The 21,082-nt window shown below is 71.8% G+C and carries 20 protein-coding genes; 10 read left to right on the plus strand and 10 right to left on the minus strand.

The features are described from left to right. Nucleotides 1-12: 12 nt before the first annotated feature. From J5X75_RS31705 to J5X75_RS31715, 3 genes are read right to left on the minus strand one after another with little or no spacing between them, the layout of a single operon-like run. On the minus strand, nt 13-2,508 hold the full coding sequence (locus J5X75_RS31705; protein WP_208471243.1) for a polynucleotide kinase-phosphatase: 2,496 nt from the start codon (nt 2,506-2,508) through the stop codon (nt 13-15). Further along, nucleotides 2,505-3,866: a 3' terminal RNA ribose 2'-O-methyltransferase Hen1 gene (locus J5X75_RS31710; protein ID WP_208471245.1), complete on the minus strand. Its 1,362-nt coding sequence runs from the start codon at nt 3,864-3,866 to the stop codon at nt 2,505-2,507. The genes J5X75_RS31705 and J5X75_RS31710 overlap by 4 nt, the downstream gene beginning before the upstream one ends. A gap of 51 nt (nt 3,867-3,917) precedes the next feature. After that, nucleotides 3,918-4,103, minus strand: coding sequence for a hypothetical protein (locus tag J5X75_RS31715; RefSeq protein WP_208471247.1), 186 nt, complete (start codon nt 4,101-4,103; stop codon nt 3,918-3,920). A gap of 379 nt (nt 4,104-4,482) precedes the next feature. On the opposite strand from J5X75_RS31715, the gene fbaA reads away from it, so the two are divergent. Further along, a complete protein-coding gene (fbaA, locus tag J5X75_RS31720; RefSeq protein WP_208471249.1) occupies nt 4,483-5,508 on the plus strand; it encodes a class II fructose-bisphosphate aldolase in 1,026 nt (341 codons plus the stop codon). A 352-nt stretch (nt 5,509-5,860) separates the two neighbouring features. Next, nucleotides 5,861-6,133, plus strand: coding sequence for a hypothetical protein (locus J5X75_RS44810; protein WP_238490180.1), 273 nt, complete (start codon nt 5,861-5,863; stop codon nt 6,131-6,133). Between the two features lie 4 nt (nt 6,134-6,137). Here J5X75_RS44810 and J5X75_RS31730 read toward each other — a convergent pair whose 3' ends face one another. Further along, nucleotides 6,138-6,458, minus strand: coding sequence for a hypothetical protein (locus tag J5X75_RS31730; RefSeq protein ID WP_208471251.1), 321 nt, complete (start codon nt 6,456-6,458; stop codon nt 6,138-6,140). A 34-nt stretch (nt 6,459-6,492) separates the two neighbouring features. After that, complete coding sequence (locus tag J5X75_RS31735) at nt 6,493-7,683, minus strand: hypothetical protein (RefSeq protein ID WP_208471253.1); 1,191 nt, start codon at nt 7,681-7,683, stop codon at nt 6,493-6,495. A 57-nt stretch (nt 7,684-7,740) separates the two neighbouring features. On the opposite strand from J5X75_RS31735, the gene J5X75_RS31740 reads away from it, so the two are divergent. Together J5X75_RS31740 and J5X75_RS31745 are read left to right on the plus strand one after the other, a co-directional pair. Next, nucleotides 7,741-8,733 (plus strand): ADP-ribosylglycohydrolase family protein, encoded by a 993-nt coding sequence (locus J5X75_RS31740; protein WP_208471255.1) that lies wholly within the window; start codon nt 7,741-7,743, stop codon nt 8,731-8,733. Nucleotides 8,734-8,805: 72 nt separating this feature from the next. Further along, the gene (locus tag J5X75_RS31745; protein ID WP_208471256.1) at nt 8,806-9,228 is read left to right on the plus strand and encodes a DUF3151 domain-containing protein; all 423 of its coding nucleotides are present in this window, start codon (nt 8,806-8,808) and stop codon (nt 9,226-9,228) included. Nucleotides 9,229-9,279: 51 nt separating this feature from the next. Here the strand turns inward: J5X75_RS31745 and J5X75_RS31750 are convergent, their stop codons facing one another. The 3 genes from J5X75_RS31750 to J5X75_RS31760 form a co-directional block, all read right to left on the minus strand. Next, nucleotides 9,280-11,067, minus strand: a complete 1,788-nt coding sequence (locus tag J5X75_RS31750) for a MinD/ParA family ATP-binding protein (RefSeq protein ID WP_208471257.1) — start codon at nt 11,065-11,067, stop codon at nt 9,280-9,282. A 116-nt stretch (nt 11,068-11,183) separates the two neighbouring features. Next, a complete protein-coding gene (locus J5X75_RS31755) occupies nt 11,184-12,131 on the minus strand; it encodes a diacylglycerol kinase family protein (RefSeq protein ID WP_208471258.1) in 948 nt (315 codons plus the stop codon). Between the two features lie 2 nt (nt 12,132-12,133). Next, entirely contained in the window at nt 12,134-13,426 is a 1,293-nt protein-coding gene (locus tag J5X75_RS31760) for an adenylosuccinate synthase (RefSeq protein ID WP_208471259.1), read from the minus strand. Between the two features lie 91 nt (nt 13,427-13,517). Between J5X75_RS31760 and purD the strand changes: the two genes are divergently transcribed. Further along, entirely contained in the window at nt 13,518-14,759 is a 1,242-nt protein-coding gene (gene purD, locus J5X75_RS31765; protein WP_208471260.1) for a phosphoribosylamine--glycine ligase, read from the plus strand. Here purD and J5X75_RS31770 read toward each other — a convergent pair. After that, on the minus strand, nt 14,749-15,330 hold the full coding sequence (locus tag J5X75_RS31770; protein WP_208471261.1) for a hypothetical protein: 582 nt from the start codon (nt 15,328-15,330) through the stop codon (nt 14,749-14,751). The two genes, purD and J5X75_RS31770, sit on opposite strands and share 11 nt — an antisense overlap. A 172-nt stretch (nt 15,331-15,502) precedes the next feature. Here J5X75_RS31770 and J5X75_RS31775 point away from each other — a divergent pair, with 172 nt between their 5' ends. Next, nucleotides 15,503-16,654, plus strand: a complete 1,152-nt coding sequence (locus J5X75_RS31775) for a sensor histidine kinase (protein WP_208471263.1) — start codon at nt 15,503-15,505, stop codon at nt 16,652-16,654. After that, a complete protein-coding gene (locus tag J5X75_RS31780) occupies nt 16,651-17,298 on the plus strand; it encodes a response regulator (protein ID WP_208471265.1) in 648 nt (215 codons plus the stop codon). The genes J5X75_RS31775 and J5X75_RS31780 overlap by 4 nt, the downstream gene beginning before the upstream one ends. A gap of 3 nt (nt 17,299-17,301) precedes the next feature. Here the strand turns inward: J5X75_RS31780 and J5X75_RS31785 are convergent, their stop codons facing one another. Then, the gene (locus J5X75_RS31785) at nt 17,302-17,751 is read right to left on the minus strand and encodes an SCP2 sterol-binding domain-containing protein (RefSeq protein ID WP_208471266.1); all 450 of its coding nucleotides are present in this window, start codon (nt 17,749-17,751) and stop codon (nt 17,302-17,304) included. 130 nt (nt 17,752-17,881) lie between these two features. Here J5X75_RS31785 and J5X75_RS31790 point away from each other — a divergent pair, with 130 nt between their 5' ends. Genes J5X75_RS31790 through purB form a run of 3 tightly spaced genes read left to right on the plus strand, consistent with a single transcriptional unit; the run spans nt 17,882 to nt 21,050 of the window. Further along, on the plus strand, nt 17,882-18,400 hold the full coding sequence (locus J5X75_RS31790; RefSeq protein WP_208471268.1) for a winged helix-turn-helix domain-containing protein: 519 nt from the start codon (nt 17,882-17,884) through the stop codon (nt 18,398-18,400). Continuing rightward, complete coding sequence (locus tag J5X75_RS31795; protein ID WP_208471270.1) at nt 18,397-19,632, plus strand: MFS transporter; 1,236 nt, start codon at nt 18,397-18,399, stop codon at nt 19,630-19,632. The genes J5X75_RS31790 and J5X75_RS31795 overlap by 4 nt, the downstream gene beginning before the upstream one ends. Continuing rightward, complete coding sequence (gene purB / locus J5X75_RS31800; RefSeq protein WP_208471272.1) at nt 19,629-21,050, plus strand: adenylosuccinate lyase; 1,422 nt, start codon at nt 19,629-19,631, stop codon at nt 21,048-21,050. Before J5X75_RS31795 ends, purB begins: the two co-directional genes overlap by 4 nt. Nucleotides 21,051-21,082: the final 32 nt, after the last annotated feature.

Consider the following 21,082-nt stretch of genomic DNA (forward strand, 5'->3'; position numbering starts at 1 on the left):
GTGACCGACCGGTCACAAACGAGGATCCACCGGTTCCGACTCGGCCGCCAGGATCGCGAAGACCAACTCGTGCACCCGCCAGGCCGGAGCGCCCTCGGCCAGCCGGTCCAGCGCCGCCAGGCCGAGGCCGTGCTCACGCAGAGCCAGCGACCGTTTACGGCCCAGGTTCCGCCGGCGGAGCTGGTCCAGCTGTTCCGGCCGGGTGTACTCCGGACCGTAGATGATCCGCAGGTACTCACGGCCACGGCACTTCACGCCGGGCTGAACGAGACGGCCCTTCGCGTCGGTCCGGGCGAGCCCGGCCCACGGCTTGACCACCATGCCCTCGCCGCCGGCCGCCGTCAGGGTCAGCCACCACTCGGTGGCGGCCGCCTCCGCCGCCGGATCGTCCAGATCGACGATCATCCGCCGGGTGGGCGTGAAGAGCTCCGGGTCTGCCGCGACCAGGCGGTCCGCCAGCGCCAGGTGCCAGTCGTGGTCCTTTTTCGCGTACGAGACCCCGGCGCCCGCCAGCACGGCGAACGGGGCGAGGGTGACCCCGCTGAGGCCGTCGGTCGGTTTCACATAGGCCCGGTAGGCCGCCGAGAATCCCTCGATCTCGGTGGCCCGCAGCTCCAGCCGGTCCCGCAGTGCGCCGACGTCGAGCCCGCGCCCGGCCACCCGCTCCAGCACCGTGAGCGCGGCGGGCAGCGCCGCCCGCCCGGCCGCGCCGACCCCGGCGTACTGGTCGCGGATGAGGCTGCCCGCCTTCGCCGACCAGGGCAGCAACTCGGTGTCCAGCAGCAGCCAGCCGGTCTCCAGTTCGGCGAAGAGCGGGGCGGCCGCGGCCCGGACGCGGGCCAGCAGCGGCTGGTCCAGCTCCGGGCCGAAGAACGGCCGCCCGGTCCGGGTCCAGATGGCGTCGCCGGCGCCGGAAGCGGAGACCCGCACCACGGCCCGGGAGCCCATGTGCTTCTCCTCGCACACCACCCGGTCCACACCGGCGGCACGCAGGTCGGCGAAGGCCGAGGACGGGTGCTCCAGGTAGCCCTCCACGGTCGAGCTGGTACACGGCGCCATCGTGGGCGGCAGCCAGACCAGCGTCTCCGGGTCGACCGAGAACCGGCCCATGACCTCCAGGGCCGCGGCCGCGTTCTCGGCGGGGACGGTGGTCTGCCCGTACCCGTAATCGATGTGCCGACGGCCTGTCACGTCCGCGATGTCCAGGCCCTGATCGGGTTTGGCCGGAGTCGTGAACAGCGGCCGGACCGGTGCGTAGTACTCCTTCGCGGCCGGGACCGCGACCAGCTCGCGCGACGGCCAGCGGAGCGCGGTGAGCGCGCCGCCGAAGACGCAGCCGGTGTCCAGGCAGATGGTGTTGTTGATCCACTCCGGGACCGGGGTGGGCACGTGGCCGTAGACGACGGCGGCCGAGCCGCGGTACTCCCGGGCCCAGGGATAGCGGACCGGCAGACCGTACTCGTCGGTCTCGCCGGTGGTCTCGCCGTAGAGCGCGAAGCTGCGCACCCGGCCGGACGCCCGCCCGTGGTACGCCTCCTTGAGGCCGGCGTGCGCCACCACCAGGTTGCCGTCGTCGAGCACGTAGTGGCTGACCAGCCCGTCGATGAAGACCCGCACCTCGGCGACGAACGCCGGGTCCTCCGCCTCCAGCTGCTCCAGGGTCTCCGGCAGGCCGTGGGTGAGCTGGACGTTGCGCCCGTTCAGCTTGCGGGCCAGCTTCTGCTCGTGGTTGCCCGGCACACAGATCGCGTGCCCGGCCGCCACCATGCCCATGACCAGCCGCAGGACGCCGGGCGAGTCCGGGCCGCGGTCGACCAGGTCGCCGACGAAGACCGCCTTGCGGCCCTCCGGGTGCACGGCGTCGACCGGCCGGCCCCGCTCGTCGCGGGCCAGCTGCCAGCCCAGCTTGCCGAGCAGCGCCTCCAGTTCGGCACGGCAGCCGTGCACGTCCCCGATGATGTCGAACGGCCCGTGCTCGGTCTTCAGATCGTTGAAGAGCTTCTCGTAGCGGATCTCGACGGCGGCGATCTCGTCCACCCCGCGCAGCACGTGGATCTTGCGGAAGCCCTCCTTGGCCAGCTGGCCGAGGGAACGCCGCAGATCACGGTGCATCCGGGTGATCACCTGACGGCCGAAGGTCCGGTCCGTGCGGGCCTGCGTGCGCTCCCAGGCCAGTGCCTCCGGCACGTCCAGCACGATCGCCACCGGGAGCACGTCGTGGTCGCGGGCCACCTTGACCAGGCCGGCCCGGGCGTGCGGCTGGAGGTTCGTCGCGTCCACCACGGTCAGCCGGCCGGCGGCCAGCCGCTTGCCGGCCACGTAGTGCAGCACGTCGAAGGCGTCGGACGAGGCGGACTGGTCGTTCTCGTCGTCGGCCACCAGGCCGCGGAAGAAGTCCGAGGAGAGGACCTGGGTGGGCGCCCAGTGCCGGGCCGCGAAGGTCGACTTGCCGGAACCGGAGATGCCGACCAGGGCCACGAGCGACAGCTCGGGAACGTCGAGGATCATGCGGACATCTCCGAGAACGTGAAGAGGGCGAGCTGGGTGGGTGCGCCGGTGGTCTCGTCGGCCTCGCCGACCCCACGGATCGTCACCGTGTAGCCGTGGGCCGCCGCGACCGACTCCGCCCACGCGGCGAACTCGGCCCGGGTCCACTCGAAGCGGTGGTCCGAGTGACGCATGCCGGTCAGCCCTTCGTAGTGCACGTTGTACTCCACGTTCGGCGTGGTCACGATCACGGCGGTGGGCCGCGCGTGGCCGAAGACGGCGGCCTCCAGAGCGGGCAGCCGGGGCAGGTCGATGTGCTCGATGACCTCCATCAGCACCGCCGCGTCGAAACCGCGGAGCCGGTCGTCGCGGTAGGTCAGCGCGGTCTGAATCAACCGGATCCGGTCCTTCTGCCGCTCCGGCAGCCGGTCCAGCCGGAGCCGGCGGGCCGCCTGCTCCAGCGAGCGGGTGGACACGTCGGCACCGACGATCTCGGTGAGGCTCCGGTCCTTGACCAGGGCGGTCAGCAGCGCGCCGCCACCGCAGCCCAGATCCAGGACGCGGGACGCGCCCACCTCGGTGAGAGCTGCCAGCACGGCCTCCCGGCGCTGCTCGGCCAGCGGGGCGCGGCGGGTCACCGGCAGCTCGGCCTCCTCCTCGGTGACCGGCTGGTCCGCCTCCAGCAGTTCGAGCGCGGTGGTCGCCAGCGAGCGGCGGTGCGCCAGGTAACGCCGGGCGATCAGCACCTTCTCCGGGTGGGCGGCGAGCCAGCCCTCACCGGAGCGCAGCAGCTTCTCGATCTCGTCCGGGGCGACCCAGTAGTGCTTCCCGTCGTCGAGCACCGGCAGCAGCACGTACAGATGGTTCAGCGCGTCGGCGACCCGCAGCTCACCGGACAGGTGCACGTCGACATAGCGGCTGTCGCCGCCGATCTCCGCCTCGAACGGGATCGGGGTGGCCGTGACCCGCCAGCCGAGCGGGGTGAACAGGCGGCTCACCAGCTCCGGGGTGCCGCGCAGCACCGGCACGTGGATCTCCAGCGGGATGCTGGTGGCGGCCAGCTCCGGCCGGTCCCGCGAGGCGCCGCGCAGGGCGCTGCGGAACACCTTGGCCAGGGCGCTCGCCAGCAGGCTGGAGGCCGCGTACGGCCGATCGTTCACGTACTGGCTCAGCTCGAACGCGTCCCGCTGTGCCCGTAGCCGCTGCGGGTCGACGTCCAGCAGCAGGGCCGCGGTGCACCGGTCCTCCTCCGCCTCGGGGTAGAGGACGTGCGCCGTGCCGGTGGGCACGTCGAAGGAGTGCACCTTGCCGGGATGCTTGACCAGCAGGTAGCCCAGGTCGGTGGCGGGCCGGTGGGTGGTCGTCAGGGTGAGCAGCACGTGTCGATCGTGGCAGCCGTCCGCGACTCCGGCGATCGATTTGCCGGCCGGTCAGCGGTAGTCGTCGTCGAACTCCACCACGCGGCCCTGCTCCTGGGCGTCCCACTCGCTGACGTCGTCGGTGTGGGGCAGATCGTCGTCCGCGTCGTCGTCCTGCAGGCTGGGGACCGCGATCATCGCCTGCTCGGCCGCGTCGACCTCGGGTGTCTCCAGGTCGATCTCCATCGGCTTCGTCATCCTCGGCTTCCTTCCGTTCTCGGCGGCTGTCGGCTCCGGGGTGGTGGTCTCTCTGGCGCTCGGGTCGTGTGGTCCTCGTCTCATGGTGCGCGTTGCCCGGCTGCGATGCCGCACAAACCGGCAGGTGCCGCTCTTCTGAGGGTGGCCCGTACGGGCAGCCGGCGCGGCGGAAGCGACCCGATCACGCAGCGCAAGGGGAACAAGGGCCACAGTCGCCGCGAACCGGCCGGACGATCGCCCCTTATATACCAATCGCGGGTCTCGCGGTCCGGATTTCGGGGCGATTTCCGCTACGCAACGCGACTGCGGAATACTGCCTGCTGGAGGACAGCGCGGTCCTGCCCTCTGCTGCCCGTACCAAAGAGCAAGGAGCGCACCGATGCCTATCGCTTCTCCCGAGGTCTACGCCGAAATGATCGATCGCGCCAAGGCCGGCGCGTTCGCCTACCCGGCGATCAACGTGACGTCCTCGCAGACCCTCAACGCGGCCCTCCAGGGCTTCGCGGAGGCCGGCAGCGACGGCATCATCCAGATCTCCACCGGTGGCGCCGAGTACGTCTCGGGCCCGACCATCAAGGACAAGGTCACCGGCGCCGTGGCGCTGGCCGAGTTCGCGCACCACGTCGCGAAGCACTACCCGGTGAACATCGCGCTGCACACCGACCACTGCCCGAAGAACCACCTCGACGGGTTCGTCCGGCCGCTGATCGACATCTCCGCCGAGCGCGTCGCCAAGGGCCAGAACCCGCTGTTCCAGTCGCACATGTGGGACGGCTCGGCCGTGCCGCTGGAGGAGAACCTCCAGATCGCCGAGGAGCTGCTGGCCAAGACCGCGGCCGCCAAGATCATCCTGGAGATCGAGGTCGGCGTCGTCGGTGGCGAGGAGGACGGCGTCTCCGCCGCGATCGACGACAAGCTCTACTCCACCGTCGAGGACGGCCTGGCCACCGCCGCCGCCCTGGGCCTGGGTGAGAAGGGCCGCTACCTGACCGCCCTCACCTTCGGCAACGTGCACGGCGTCTACAAGCCGGGCAACGTCAAGCTGCGCCCGGAGATCCTCAAGGAGATCCAGGACGCGATCGGCGCCAAGTACGGCAAGGAGAAGCCGCTCGACCTGGTCTTCCACGGCGGCTCGGGCTCGCTGCTGTCGGAGATCCACGGCGCTCTGGACTACGGCGTGGTGAAGATGAACATCGACACCGACACGCAGTACGCGTTCTCCCGCCCGGTCGCGGACCACTTCTTCCGCAACTACGACGGTGTGCTCAAGGTGGACGGCGAGGTCGGCAACAAGAAGGCCTACGACCCGCGCGCCTGGGGCAAGCTGGCTGAGAACGGTCTCGCCAAGCGGGTCCTCGAGGCCTGCGAGCACCTCCGCTCGACCGGAACCACGTTCGCCAAGTAATTCCGCGACGACGGCCGGTCCCCTTCGTGGGGACCGGCCGTCGTTGTCTTGCGGGGTCACGCAGAGGCACGGGTACCATCGACCGATCAAGATCGGCGGGACGGTGGTCGTGCTCGGAATCGAGGGCTGGAAACCCGAGTGGCATCACGATGCCGAAGCCCTCGCTGCCACCCATCGACACATGTTCGTGCGGCTCATCGGCCGGAAACTGCGATCAAGCCACCTCATGTGGGATGTGGCTCAGCGTGGTTGGTTCGCCGACGGTCCGGTGATCCTCGACTTCGGATCGAGTCGTGTTGAGATCACTCACCGTAAATTCGATGAGTGTGCGATCACCTGGGACCAGATCGACATGAGCGTCCCGATCGACTGGTACGAACACTTCGACTGGCGGTCCGACCCGAACGCCGCGCTGCGCCAGGCCCGTGACCGGCCACTTCGCGCGGTCAACATCATCGAGCGGACCACCTCGGCCGACTGGCGGCCCCGCGTGCTGCACGCCGTCGAATTCCTCTTCGACGGCGCGCGCCTCGCGATCTACAACGCCATGGACGAGAACGGCATCACCGACGTCCCCGAAGCCGAGCTGCCCGCCGCACACTGGCGGCGCGTGCACGTCGCCTGACGGGTCAGTAGCCGCCGCCACCGCCGCTGTCCCCGCCACCGCTCCAGCCACCGCCGCCGCTGTCCCCGCCGCCGCTCCAGCCGCTGCCACCGCTGTCGGAGCTCCCCCAGCCGCCGCCGCTGTCACCCGACGACGACGAACCGCTGTCGCTCCACGAGTGGTCGTCCGAGGAGCCGCCGTCGTAGTGGTGCCCGTGCGAGGTGGCCACCCAGCCACCGTGGGAACGGGACCGGGAAGGGCGCCGGCCGGCACCCCTGGTGATCTTGAAGATCAGCGAGACCGCGACCAGCGCGATGAGGACGATGAAGAACACGGTCAGATCCATGGATGCAGTGTGCGACACCTCCGCTACTTCAGAACTACGCAGGTGAGAGGGCTTTCATCGCCTCGTCCAGCGAGTCGGTGACGACGATCAGACCGGACTGGTCGCCGTGCGGGGAACGGGCCAGCAACGGTCCGAGGAGATCCACCACGGGCAACGCGGACCAGTGCTCCACACCGAGGAACACGTACGCCCCGGACGGCCCGTCGGTGGCGTAGAACGTCTTGGTCGCCGCCTGGAAGATCTCCTGCACCGTCCCGGCCCAGCCCGGCGCGAACACGATCCCGCCCCGGGACAGCCGCAGGATCGAGTCCTCCCGGACCGCGTTGGAGAAGTACTTGCCGATCTGGCCGGCGAACAGGTTGGCCGGCTCGTGCCCGTACAGCCAGGTGGGCAGGGCCAGACCGCCGTGCTGGAGCCGGCCGGCCACGTCGAGCGGCGGCAGCGGCCAGGCGGCCCGTACCGCCAGCGCGGCCGCGGTGTACGGCACGTGGTCCAGGAACTGCGGCGCGACCGCGAGCCGGTCGATCGCGGCGGTCAGCTCGGACTCCGGGAACGACGAGAAATAGGCGCCCAGGTTGGCGGCCTCCATCACGCCCGGACCACCGCCGGTCACGATCAGGCGCCCGGCGGCGCTCAGGCGGCGGGCCAGGGCCGCGACCATCCGGTACGGCTCCGAGCCCCGGGGCGCCGCGTGGCCACCCATGATCCCGATCGCCCCGCCCGGCCCGTGCGCCGACACCCACGCGTTGAGCGCCTTGCCCAGCGCGTTGTCGATCCCGGCGTCGTGCAGCCGCTGGGCGATCGCCTCCCGGATGTCCGGAACAGCGCCGCCGTGCGTCACGAAATGCTGGTAGACGGCGGTGTCGTACATGCCGGCGAAGCCGTGCTCGGCGAACCCGGCGGACAGGTCCTCGGCCGTGTAGAGCAGCGCCGGATGGGTCGGGTAGGGCCGCCCGTCGAAGGGCGGGACCACGTGCGCCCCGCGCCGGATCAGATCGGCCTCCACCTCCAGCCCGGCCAGATGGCAGCCGACGAAGACGGTGTCGCGGACGTCGGTGCCGCTCAGATCGGGCGGATCCTGGTCCAGGCGCAGGCCCAGGACACACAGGCCGGCCAGGGTGTTCTTGGCCAGGTGCACGTTCAGTTCGGCTCGGGTCTCGATCTCGTCGGCGGTCGCGTCGAAGGGCGTGTCGCCGCCGAGCACTGGTTGCAAGGGATCGGGCATACCGTCCATCTTGCTCGCACCGAGCAGTCCGTTGACGCACTACCTAGAGTTGTCGGCATGCGTGCTGCGTCGGGGTCACTGTTCGGATTGGCGTACGGGGACTCGCTCGGGAAGCCGACCGAGTTCCAGGAGTACGCGTCCATCGTCGCCCGGTACGGTCCCGGCGGCCCACGGCGACTCGTCGGCGAGCCGGCCCTGGTGACCGACGACACGCAGATGGCCCTGGCCGTCGGTGAGGCGCTGCTCGAGGTCGGCGCCGACGTCACCCCGGCCACCCTCGAGCCGGTGCTGCGCCGCCGCTTCCTGGCCTGGGCGGCCAGCCCGGAGAACGACCGGGCACCCGGCATGACCTGCCTGCGGGCCATCGAGCTGCTCGCCGACGGCCGGCCGTGGACCCGGGCCACCCAGGCCGACTCGAAGGGCTGCGGCGCCAACATGCGGGTCACCCCGGTGGGCCTGGTTCCCGGCCTCACCGACGACCAGCGGGCCGGGGCGGCGCAGTTCCAGGCGGCCCTCACGCACGGCCATCCGACCGGGCTGGCGGCGAGCGAGCTCACCGCGTACGCCTGCCGTTGGCTCCGCGACGGCCTCGCGCCGGCCGATCTGCTCGCCGCCCTCCGGGATCGCTGCGCCGAGCAGCGGAAGGTCTATCGGGGTGACTGGCTCGGCGAGCTGTGGCAGCGCCCGACGGTGACCTCGCCGGAGGACTTCATCGCCCGCGGCTGGGACGAGTGCGCCGCCGCGCTGGACCGGGTCGGGGCCGCGCTCGCGACGGGCGACCACGCCGGCGACCCGTGCCTGGCCACCGGCGCCGGCTGGATCGCCGAGGAGGCGCTGGCCACCGCCCTCTACTGCTACCTGATCTCTCCGGACGAGCCGGTCACCGTCGTCGGCCGCGGCGCGGCCTCGTCCGGCGACTCCGACTCCATCGCCTGCCTGGCGGGGGCCTTCGCGGGCGCGTCGCTCGGCCTCTCCGCGTGGCCGGCCGACTGGCAGACCCAGATCGAGTACGCCGACCGGCTGTTCCGTCTCGGCAAGGCCTGGGACTGATCATCGGCTGTTCATCCGGCGAAACGCCGCCTTGACGGGAATGCGGCCGGCCCGAACGGGTTGAATGGGGTCATGCAGAACCTCCTTCCCGAGCCGCCGGCCACCCGCCTGCCCGCCGACGCCGAGGCCGACAAGGCTCTCGCCGAGGCCTCCGCCGCGGGCACCGACGAGGCCTTCAAGGCGGTCGCCGCCACGTACCCCGCGTACAGCGCCGCCTGGGCGCCCCTGGCCGCCGCGGCACTGGCCGCCGGTGAGCCGGTCACCGCGTACGCGTACGCCCGTACCGGATATCACCGCGGCCTGGACGCGCTGCGCCGCAACGGCTGGAAGGGCCACGGCCCGGTGCCCTGGGCGCACGAGCCGAACCAGGGCTTCCTGCGCTGCCTGCACGTGCTGTCGCAGGCCGCCGCCGCGATCGGTGAGGCCGACGAGGCGGCCCGCTGCGCCCAGTTCCTGCGGGACAGCGACCCGGCGGCGGCCGACGCCCTGACCTGATCCTGATCCGTTTCGGACGGCGAGCGTTTTGGCGCTCGCCGTCCACTGCGGTCAGAGGCCCTCGGCGACCGCCGCGGCGATCTTGAGCCAGGCGTCCTTGGTGTTGCCGGAGAGTTCGCCGTACCGGATCGGCTCGCCGGAGTCGATCAGCCGCTCGTAGGGGGCCAGCAGCACGGCCCTGGTCCGGGCCGCGAAGTGCTGCTGGATCCAGGGCAGGTCGATGTCCTTGCGGGTCGGCGGCATGGTGACGATCGTCACGGCCTGGCGGACCAGTCGCCGGCGCCCGCTCTGCTCCAGGTGGTCGAGCGCCCGGGCGGCGGTCTCGGCCGAGTCGTTACGGGCCGACATGGTGATCACCAGCTGGTCGGTGGCGTCCATGGCGGCCTGCCAGTTCTCCGCGCGGACGTTGTTGCCGGTGTCCACGAAGATCAGCTTGTAGAACCGGCTCACCACGTCACGGATCTCGGCGAACGAATCCGCGGTCAGCATCTCGCCGGCGGTCGCCGACTCGTCCGAGGCGAGCACGTCGAACATGCCCTCGCCCTGGGCCCGGACATACTGCGACAGGTCACCGACCCGGCCCTGCGCGCCCTGGAAGAGATGCAGATCACGCATCATGTCCCGGACGGTACGGGCGTGGAAGTCCTGCTGCGCCCGCATACCGAGCGTGCCCTGCGTCTCGTTGTTGTCCCAGGCGAGCACGTAGCCGCCGCGCTTCTGCCCGAACGTCATCGCCAGCAGCAGCACGGCCACCGTCTTCCCGGCGCCGCCCTTCGGGTTGACCACGGTGACCTGGCGCAGCCCGCCGAAGTTGCGGCGAACCATCTCGACGTCCTGCTTGTATTCCAGCTCATGCTGGCCCGGAGCCATGTTGAACAGCCCGAACGTGGTCTTCCGGAGCATCGCCCGGGCACCCATCGTGGCGCTCTGCTGAGCCGGCCGGGCAAGCCTTCGCCGGGCGAACTCCTCCGCCGTCGGCGTCGCGTCGAGCAGGTCCTGGAACGGGTCGGCCTCGGCCGCGCCGCCCGGTGGCGCGGACGGCGCCGCCTGCGGCGGAGGGGGTGGCGGCAGCGGCGTCGTGTGCACCGGCGGAGGAATCGGCGCCCCACCGACCGCATGCGGCGGGAAACCGTCCGCGATGGGCGGCATCCCGACGGCGGCCTGCTCCGGCGGCCACGGCGCGGCCTCCGCGGGGCCCGGCGTCCCGACGGCGGCCTGCGGCGGCGGCTGGTCGAAGGGCGGGGGTACGACGGCCGCGCCGACCGCCGGTGCGACCGGCTGGGCCGAAACGGGCTCCACCGGCGCCGGCGGTGGCGGCACGGGCTGGGCGGAGACCGGTTCGGCGGGTCCGGGCCAGGCGGGCTGTGCCGAGACCGGTTCGGCGGGTCCGGGCCGAGCGGGCTGGGTGGGGACCGGCGCGACGGGAGCCGGCTCGATCGGCGCGGCCCAGGCGGGCGGGGCCGACAGCGGCGAAACCGGCTGCACCGGGACCGGCTGGGTGGCCGGCGGCACCGGGCCGCTCTCCGCCGGACGGTGCGGCGGCTGCGCCCACGGGGAGCCGGCCACCACCGGCTCCGGACCCGGCCACGGCACGGACTCCGCCGGTGGCCGCTGGCCGGGCACGTGCACCCCGGGTGGCAGGGACGCCTCCCCGGAGGGCCGGTAGACGCCCGGCTCGACCGGCGTCATCCCGACCGGTGGCGTCCGATCGGTCAGTGGCACGGCACGGCCGTGCACCGGCGTCGCGGGCTCATCGGCCCAGAACGGCTCCACGTCCCGGGCCGGCGGAGCGGACTCGGCCCCCGGAACATGGACACGGTCGGCGTTCTCGTCCGCCACGGATGAGACCTCCGGTATCACGATCGGCTGAAGTGCCTGTCCAGAGTTGCACGGACCCTCGGATTCTGTCTCGTGCGGTGGTGGCCCGCCCGTTCTGGTCGCTCAGGAGAACCGGGTCAGCCGGAGTACACCGCCCAGGCGCCCGCCTCGGTCCACCACGAGCGTTTGCGGCTGGTGGAGCCCGCCACCCCGTCGTCGAGGAACTGCAGATCGCCCTCGCGGGGCAGCACGGACACCGCGCGGCCGCGCGCCCGGCGCACCTCCACTCGTACCCTCGTGCCTTTGAAACGCTGTTTGACCACGACCGGGACCGCCACCGCGACCTCGACCCGCCCGTCGGTGGGGTCGCCCTCGGCGAGCAGCCGCAGACCGTCGAACTCGGCGTAACCGGCCGCGTTGCCGACCACGCAGGCCAGCACCGGCTCCTCACCGTCGGTGAGCAGGGCGTCGTCGACCTCGACCCGGCCGCGCCACGGCACCGCCCGGCCGTCGTCGTCGGAACCGCCGAGCAGAGCGCCGTCCAGCGTGACCGAACCGCCGTCGTTGCGCAGCAGGTCGAGACGGCGGACCGGCCCGTTCAGCACGGCCGCGGCCACCTCGGCCGGGGTCCGCGGGAGGCCGAGCTGCGCGGCCAGATCGCCGGAGTTGCCCGGGTCGAGCGGCAGGATGGCGACCGGCGGGAGATCCGGCACGGTGCGGCCGGGCGCCAGGTCGGCGGGGCGTTTGCTGGGCGGTGGAGCGTACCGCCGGACCAGCCGGCGCACGACGGCGCGCAACTGGCCGTCGGTGGCGCTCGCCACCACCAGCCTCAGCTTGGTGTCCGGGTCCGGCCAGGTGAGACCGTCCGGCCGGGCCGGCCCGTCGAAACGGGCCAGCACCGCGTCGATCTCCTGATCCGATCCGGCCAGCACGGTCTCCACCCGGGCGCCGGCCTCACGCAGCGCGTCCGCGCAGGCCAGCACGGGGGTACGCGGAGTCGCGCAAGCGGAGGCACAGCCGCCGCACCCGGAACCGCAGCCGTCGCCCGACCCCTCGGCCAGGCTGAGGAGCACCACGTCGTACACGGTCAGTTACCGCCGAGCACCGAGTGCCGTTCGATGACCGCCTCGCGGCCGGGGCCGACGCCGACGATCGAGATCCGCGCGCCGATCCGCTGCTCGACGAACTCGACGAAGTCCTGCGCCTCGCGGGGCAGGTCCTCGAACTTGCGGCAGCCGGTGATGTCCTGCTTCCAGCCGGGGAGCGTCTCGAAGATCGGCTTCGCGTGGTGGAAATCGGTCTGGTTGACCGGCATCTCGTCGTGCCGGACACCGTTCACCTCGTACGCCACGCAGACCGGGATCTCGTCGAGCCCGTCGTAGTTGTCCAGCTTGGTCATCGCGAAGTCGGTGACCCCGTTGATGCGCTGCGCGTAGCGGCCGATCACCAGGTCCAGCCAGCCGATGCGGCGCGGGCGGCCGGTGGTGGTGCCGTACTCGTGACCGACCTCACGCAGGTAGTCGCCCCACTTGTCGTGCAGCTCGGTCGGGAACGGGCCCTCACCGACGCGGGAGGTGAACGCCTTGAGCACGGCCACCACCCGGTCGATCCGGGTCGGCGGGATGCCGGAGCCGGTGCAGGCGCCGCCGGACGTCGCGTTCGAGCTGGTCACGAACGGGTAGGTGCCGTGGTCCACGTCGAGCAGGGTGGCCTGGCCGGCCTCGCAGAGCACGACCTTGCCGGCGTCGATGGCCTCGGACAGCTCCAGGGCGGTGTCGGCCACATAGGGCCGCAGCCGGTCGACGTAGGAGAGCAGCTCCCGGACCACGTCGTCGACCTTCGCGCCGGTGCGGTTGTAGATCTTCGACAGCACCTGGTTCTTGAAGCCCAGCGCGGCCGTGACCTTCTGCCGCAGGATCGACTCGTCGAAGAGGTCCTGCACCCGGATGCCGATCCGGTTCATCTTGTCGGCGTAGGTGGGGCCGATGCCACGGCCCGTCGTGCCGATCCGGCGGGAGCCCAGGAACCGCTCGGTGACCTTGTCGAGGGTCCGGTTGTAGGACGCGATGACGTGCGCGTTCGCGCTGATCCGCAGCCGGGACGTGTCGATGCCGCGGGCCTCCAGGCCGTCGATCTCCTGGAACAGCACGTTCAGGTCGACGACGACACCGTTGCCGATCACCGGTACGACGTTCGGGGAGAGGATCCCGCTCGGAAGGAGGTGGAGCGCGTACTTCTCGCCGTCGATGACGACGGTGTGGCCCGCGTTGTTGCCACCGTTGAACTTGACCACGTAGTCCAGCCGGTCGCCCAGCAGGTCCGTGGCTTTGCCCTTGCCCTCGTCGCCCCACTGGGCGCCGACCAACACGATCACCGGCACTTTGAGCGTTGCCTTTCCCCAAGGTCGTACCTGGAGGAGCCCGGGTACTGCCGAAGTTTACTGGACGGTGACGCAGGTAGGATGGGCCGTCGTGCGCGTACTTCTGATCGGCTCCGGTGGGCGCGAGCACGCGCTTGCCGTCGGGCTCGCCGCCGACCCGTCCGTCGACTTCCTGGCCGCCGCGCCCGGCAACCCGGGCATCGCCCAGGTCGCCGAGCTGCATGAGGTCAAGGTCACCGATCCCGCCGCGGTCGCGGCGCTCGCCGTCGAGCTGAGCGCCGACCTGGTCGTGATCGGCCCGGAGGCCCCGCTGGTCGCCGGGGTGGCCGACGCGGTGCGGGCCAAGGGCATCGCCTGCTTCGGTCCGTCGGCCGCGGCCGCGCGGCTGGAGGGCTCGAAGGCCTTCGCCAACGAGGTGATGGCCGCCGCCGGGGTGCCGACCGCCCGTTCGTTCGCCTGCTCCTCGGTCGCCGAGGCGCGGACCGCCCTCGACGTTCTGGGCGCCCCCTACGTGGTGAAGAACGACGGCCTGGCCGCCGGCAAGGGCGTCGTCGTCACCGACGACCTGGAGGAGGCCCTGATCCACGCCGAGGCGTGCGGCAAGGTCGTCATCGAGGAGTTCCTGCCCGGCCCCGAGGTCTCGCTGTTCGTGGTGACCGACGGCACCGCGGTGGCGCCGCTCATGCCGGCGCAGGACTTCAAGCGGCTCGCCGACGGCGACGAGGGCCCGAACACCGGTGGCATGGGCGCCTACGCCCCGCTGGACTGGGCGCCGGCCGACCTCACCGAGCGGGTGCTGCGGGAGACCGTCGAGCCGACCCTGGCCGAGATGCGCAAGCGCGGCACCCCGTTCGCCGGCCTGCTCTACGTCGGACTCGCGCTCACACCGGACGGCCCGAAGGTGATCGAGTTCAACGCCCGGTTCGGCGACCCGGAGACCCAGGTGGTGCTGGCGCTGCTGGACACCCCGCTGGCCGGGCTGCTCAACGCCGCCGCCACCGGCACCCTGGCCGACCACGGCCCGCTGCGCTGGAAGGACGGCTCGGCGATCACGATCGTCGTGGCGAGTCACAACTACCCCGGCGTCCCGCGGACCGGCGACGTCATCGAGGGGGCCGAGCGCCCGGGCGTCATCCACGCCGGCACCGCCCGCAACGCCGACGGCGCGCTGGTCTCGGCCGGCGGCCGGGTGCTGAGCGTCACCGCGGCCGGCGCCGACCTGCCCGCCGCCCGTGCGGCCGCCTACGCCCTGATCGAGGGCGTGAAGCTGGACGGCGCGCAGTACCGAACGGACATCGCGCTGCGCGCCGTCGAGGGCCGGATCACGCTGTGACGAGCGCCGGCCGTCCGGCGTTCCGCAGCAGGGCCACGGACAGCCACAGCACACCCAGGCTGCCGACGATCAGCCCGGAGAGGTAGAGCCACTCGGGTGCCGCGGCTCGCAGGGCCGCGGCGCTCAGGCCCGGCACGTACAGCGCGAGGGCGCCCCGGGGCAGCACTCCGGCCCGCCACGACGCGGCGCCGAAGAGCAGCACCCCGGCCACGAAGGTCAGCGCCACCACCAGGAAGTACGGCCGCCCCGGCCCGGTGAGCACCGCCTCCCGGGTCGCGGCGTCCTGGTATTGCAGGACCGCGTGGGTGAGGAACTCGATCGCGAACAGGCCGCTCAGGCCGAGGTGGTTCAGCACGAAACCGGCCAGTCCCAGCCGGCCCGACTCCCGTCGCTGGCACAGGTAGAGCGCGGTGAGGGTGAGCAGCAGCAGCGCGGTGGCCGGCGGGGCCAGGGCGTGGGTGAACCCGTTCTCCGGCAGAAGGCCGGCACGGCGGGCGACGGCGATCAGGGTGAGGACGCCACCGGCCAGGCCGGTCAGGGCGGCGAGACGGTACAGATCCCGTTCGGACATGGTCGGACTCCTTCGGTATCGGACGTCGACACCGTGCCCGCCGGGCCCGGAACAGGGACAGTGCCGCGAGTCCAGGACCGGGCGACGGGCGCCTGCCGGACGGCACATGACCAACGGCCAGACCTGAGCGCCGGGCATGGTCGTGGATGTCCGGGCCACCTAGCGTGACGGTATGGCTCTGGACGCTCCACCCCTGCGCTGGATGGCCTCGCTGCTCTATGTGGCGGTGCTGCTCACCGGCCTCTACTACGTCGCCGCCGGACTGGCGCCGGACTGGTCCGGAGCCGAGCTGGCGGTCTTCGCCGGGGGTCTGGTCGCCCTGTTGGCCGTCGAGCAGCTCGACTGGCGGCGGCCCCGGACCCGGCACTGGGCGGGGAGCCTGCTGGTGGTCCGGATCGTGCTGCTGGAGATCGTGAACTCCGCCGACGAGGCCGGCTTCTCCCGGGCACTCTTCGTGCTGGTGCCGTTCTTCGCGTACCTCTGGCTGGGCCGTGCCACCGGGATCGCGCTGGCGGTGGTCTACCTGCTCGCCGCGCTCATCCGGGCCGGCACGGTGACCGGCGGCCGGACCGATCCCGAGGTGGTCTCGGACCTGTTCATGCTCTTCATCGGGCTGGTGCTGGTGGTGTCCACCGCGGCCGTCGCGGCCGAGCAGCGGCGGAGCCGGTTGCAGGCCGAGCGGCTGGTGACCGAGCTGACCGCGACGCAGCAGCGGGTGGCCGAGTTGAGCGCGGCGAGCGAGCGCAACCGGCTGGCCCGGGACATCCACGACAGCGTCGGCCACCACCTGACCGCGGTCAGCGTCCAGCTGGCCAAGGCGGAGGCGTTCCGGGAGCGCGATCCGGAGGTGGCGGACCGGGCGGTCGTGGACGCGCGCCGGGCCACGGGACGGGCGCTCCGCGAGGTACGGGAGTCGGTCGGCGCTCTTCGAGTCGAGCCGTTCTCCCTGGCAGCCGCCCTGTTCGCGCTGGTCGAAGGGTTGCACGACGCGGATTTCCGGGTGGTGCTCGACGTCGGCGACGCAGAGCTGGACCAGGGGCGGGCCGGGTCGGAGGCGCTCTACCGGGTCGCCCAGGAGGCGCTCACCAACGCCCGCCGGCATGCCGGGGCCGACCTGGTCCGGGTGGTGGTCCGGCGCGGCGACGACGGCGCGGTCCTGGAGGTGGAGGACAACGGCCGGGGTTTCACCCCGGACACCGCGCTCGGTGGGGGGCTCAGCGGGATGCGTGAGCGCCTGGCCGTTCTCGGCGGCAGCGTACGGGTGGAGTCGAGGCCCGGACACGGCACCCGGATCGTGGCGAGTGTCCCGGCGGGGACCCGGTGACCGCCGACGCCCCGGTGCGGGTTCTCGTCGCCGACGACCAGGCGCTGATCCGGGAGGGCATCGCCTCACTGCTGGGTATCGAGCCGGGCATCGAGGTGGTCGGCACCGCGGCGGACGGCCGTGCCGCGGTGGATCTCGCCCTGGCCACGGTTCCGGACGTGGTGCTCATGGACGTACGCATGCCGGTCTTGGATGGTCTCCGAGCCGCCGAACTGCTTCGCGAGAAACTGCCGGCCTGCCGCGTGCTGATGCTGACGACCTTCGACGACGAGGAGTACGTGCTCCGCGCGCTGCGGGCCGGAACCGGCGGCTACCTGCTCAAGGACCTGCCGCCACGCGACCTGGCCCGGGCCGTTCGGTTGGCTCACTCGGGTGTCGACCAGCACGACAGCGCCGTGGTGCGCCGGCTGGTGTCGGCCCTGGACCGGGGTGAACCGGTGGCGACCCCGCGGACCGACCTGACCGAGCGCGAGCACGCGGTGCTGCGGCTGATCGCCCGGGGCGCGACGAACCGGGAGATCGCCGCGCAGCTCTACGTGAGCGAGGGGACGGTCAAGAACCACGTCTCGCACATCCTCGCGAGGCTGGGCCTGCGGGACCGGACGCAGGCCGCGATCTACGCCCGGGACCACGGCCTGCTGTGAGGGTCAGCCCTTCGGGATGTCGAAGAGCTTCGGGATGCTGGTGGCCAGGCTCAGGTCGCCCTTCGCCTTGATCTTGCCGGTCATGAACAGCATCATCGGGTTCCCGGCGCCGGTGATGGTCTTCAGGAACGTGAGCGCGTCCATGGTCATGGCCAGGTTGGGCTGGCGGCCCGGCTCGCTGGTGACGGTGCAGGTCTTGTTCTCGATCACCGTCTCGTAGGTGTCCTGCCCGTTCGGGCCGCCCGTGATGATCCAGTGGATGACGGTGGCGGTGCCCCCGGCCCGCTCGGCGCGGAAGAGCGTGGGCATCCGGTTGAACACCTCGTCCAGGATCTTGGTGCGGGTGTCGGACGCCATCACCTCGGCGATCTTCGAGTCCGGGGTGGACTTGACCAGCTGAGTGAACTCCTTCGGGCCGATCGCGGCGAGCGACTCGGGGCTGAAATCCGTCATCAGAAGTCCTTTCGGGTGAACGTCACGCTACCCACCGGTAACCCTAGCGAGGATGCCGGTAGCCCGTGCAGTGTGCCACTCTCCAACAATTGTTGGACAGTCGCCCCGCCGGATACATAGACTCCCCAACATGTCTTTGGGGGATGTCGGGTCCGGCGGCACGGCCGCGCTCCGAGCACTGGCCCATCCGATCCGGCTACGGATCATGTCCCTGCTCACCGGCGCCTCGCTGACCGCCGCCGAGGTCGCCCGGGAGCTCGGGATCACTCATGCCAACGCCAGCTACCACCTGCGCAACCTCCTCTCCGGAGGCCTGATCGTGGTGGCCGGCGAGGAGAAGATCCGCGGCGGAGTGGCGAAGCGGTACCGCTACGACGCCGTGAATGATCGTGGCCCACTCAGCCCCGAGGAGAAACGGGCCCTCTACCCGGCCGCCGCGCAGGAGTTGATCCGCCGGTCGGCGACCAGCACCGGGCCCGGAGTCCTCGGTGACGCCGAGCTGTGGGTCGATCCGGACCGGTGGACGGAGATCCGTGACCGGATCGCCGCGGTCCTGCTCGAACTGCACGAGCTCGCGCGGCCGCCGCGCACCCCGGGCACGATCCGCACCAGCACGACAGTCGTCCTTTTCGAGATGGAGGCGGAGTGACCGGCCCACTGCGGCACCGCAACTTCCGGCTGCTGCTGGCCGGCCGGACCGTCAACGCCCTCGGCAACGCGATCGCCCCGATCGCCCTCTCCTTCGCCGTTCTCGACCTCACCGGCTCGGTCCGCGACCTCGGCCTCGTCGTCGGCGTCCGCACCCTGACCAACGTGCTGTTCCTGCTCTTCGGCGGGGTGCTCGCGGACCGGCTGCCGCGCGGCCTGGTGCTGGTCGGCGCCGGCCTGGCCGCGGCCGTCACCCAGGGCGCGGTGGCCACCCTCGTGCTCACCGGCACGGCGACGATCCCGCTGCTCGTCGGGATCTCCGCGATCAACGGCGTGGTGGCCGCCCTGGCCCTGCCGGCCACCGCGGCCGTGGTGCCGCAGACCGTCCCGGAGGACGTCCGGCAGCAGGCCAACGCGCTGAACCGGATGTGCTCCAACGGCGCGATGATCGCCGGCGCCCCGCTGGGTGGCGTCCTGGTCGCGGCCGTGGGGCCGGGCTGGGGCATCGCCGTGGACGCCGCCACCTTCGCGGTCTCGGCGTTCTGTTTCGCCTTCCTCCGCCTGCCCACCCGGCCGGTCGCGGTGCGGCCCGGCATCCTGACCGAGCTCCGGGGCGGCTGGACCGAGTTCCGCTCCCGGGAGTGGCTGTGGGTCGTCGTGGCCTGCGCCTGCATCGGCAACGTGGCATGGTCCGGCTCGGCGAACGTGCTGGGCCCGGTGGTGGCCGACCAGACCTTCGGCCGGACCGCGTGGGGCCTGATCCTGGCGGCGCAGACGCTCGGCATGGTGGTCGGCGCGCTGGTGGCGATGCGGCTGCGGGTCCGGCGGCTGCTGCTCTTCGGATCGGTCAGCTGCGGCCTGCTCACCCTGCCGATGCTGGCCCTCGGCGTCCGGCCGACCGTGCCGGTGCTGCTGATCACCGGGTTCATCGCCGGGATCGGGCTGGAACAGTTCGGCATCGCCTGGGACACCACGATGCAGGAGCACGTGCCGGCCGACAAGCTGGCGCGGGTGTACTCGTACGACATGCTTGGGTCCTTCCTGGCCATGCCGGTCGGCGAGGTGGCGGTCGGCCCGATCGCCGAGGCGGCCGGGCTGCGGCCCACCCTGATCGGGTGCGCGGTGCTGATGTTCCTGTCCATCGCCGCGATGCTGCTCAGCCGCGATGTCCGTACCCTGCGTCACCGGCTGCCGGGAGACGCCGTTCAGCCCGTGAAAGAATCAGTGCCGTGACCATCCCGAACGTGCTCGCTGCCCGGTACGCCTCCGCCGACCTCGTCACCCTCTGGTCCCCGGAGGAGAAGATCCGGATGGAGCGCAAGCTGTGGCTCGCGGTCCTGAAGGCTCAGCGTGATCTCGGCGTCGATGTGCCGGAGGGCGCCGTCGAGGCGTACGAGGCGGTGCTCGACCGGGTCGACCTGGCGTCGATCGCGGCCCGTGAGCGGATCACCCGGCACGACGTGAAGGCCCGCATCGAGGAGTTCTCCGAGCTGGCCGGGTTCGAGCAGATCCACAAGGGGATGACCTCCCGCGACCTCACGGAGAACGTCGAGCAGCTCCAGATCCGGGCGTCGCTCGAGCTGATCCGGGACCGGGTGGTGGCCACGCTGTCCCGGCTCGCGGCGCTCGCCGTCGAGCACTCCGACCTGGTCATGACCGGCCGCTCGCACAACGTCGCGGCGCAGGCGACCACGCTGGGCAAGCGGTTCGCCTCGGCGGCTGAGGAGCTGCTGATCGCGTACGAGCGTCTCGACGACCTGATCGGCCGCTACCCGCTGCGCGGCATCAAGGGCCCGGTCGGCACCGCGGCCGACCAGCTCGATCTTCTCGACGGGTCCTTCGCTTCGTTGGAAGGCCTTGAGCAGCGTGTCGCTGAGCACCTCGGCTTCAGCCGGGTGCTGTCCAGCGTCGGCCAGGTCTACCCCCGCTCGCTCGACTTCGACGTGGTCTCGGCGCTGGCCCAGATCGTCGCCGGCCCGTCCTCGCTGGCCACCACCATCCGGCTGATGGTCGGCCAGGAGCTGGTGACCGAGGGCTTCAAGCCCGGCCAGGTGGGTTCCTCGGCGATGCCGCACAAGATGAACACCCGGTCCTCGGAGCGGGTCAACGGCCTCGCGGTGATCGTCCGCGGTTACCTGTCGATGGTCGGCGAGCTGGCCGGCGACCAGTGGAACGAGGGCGACGTCTCCTGTTCCGTGGTGCGCCGGGTCGCGCTGCCGGACGCGTTCTTCGCCACCGACGGGCTGTTCCAGACGTTCCTCACGGTGCTCGACGAGTTCGGGGCGTACCCCGCGGTGATCGCCCGGGAGCTGGACCGCTTCCTGCCCTTCCTGGCCACCACGAAGGTGCTGGTCGCCGCGGTGCGCAAGGGCGTCGGCCGGGAGGTCGCGCACGAGGTGATCAAGGAGCACGCGGTCGCCGTGGCGCTGGCCATGCGGGAGAAGGGCGCCGCGGTCAACGACCTCTTCGACCGGCTGGCCGCCGACGAGCGGCTGCGGCTCTCGCGCGCCGAGATCGACACGCTGGTGGCGGACCGGGCGGCGTTCGTGGGCGCGGCCCCCGCGCAGGTCCAGGCGGTTGCCGCGCGGATCGCCGAGATCGTGGCTCAGAACCCCCAGGCGGCCGGGTACGCTCCCGCGCCCATTCTCTGACGAAAGGTGTGGTGCGGGGGCGTGGTGGGCCC

Source organism: Actinoplanes flavus (assembly GCF_017592555.1).
GTDB lineage: Bacteria > Actinomycetota > Actinomycetes > Mycobacteriales > Micromonosporaceae > Actinoplanes > Actinoplanes flavus.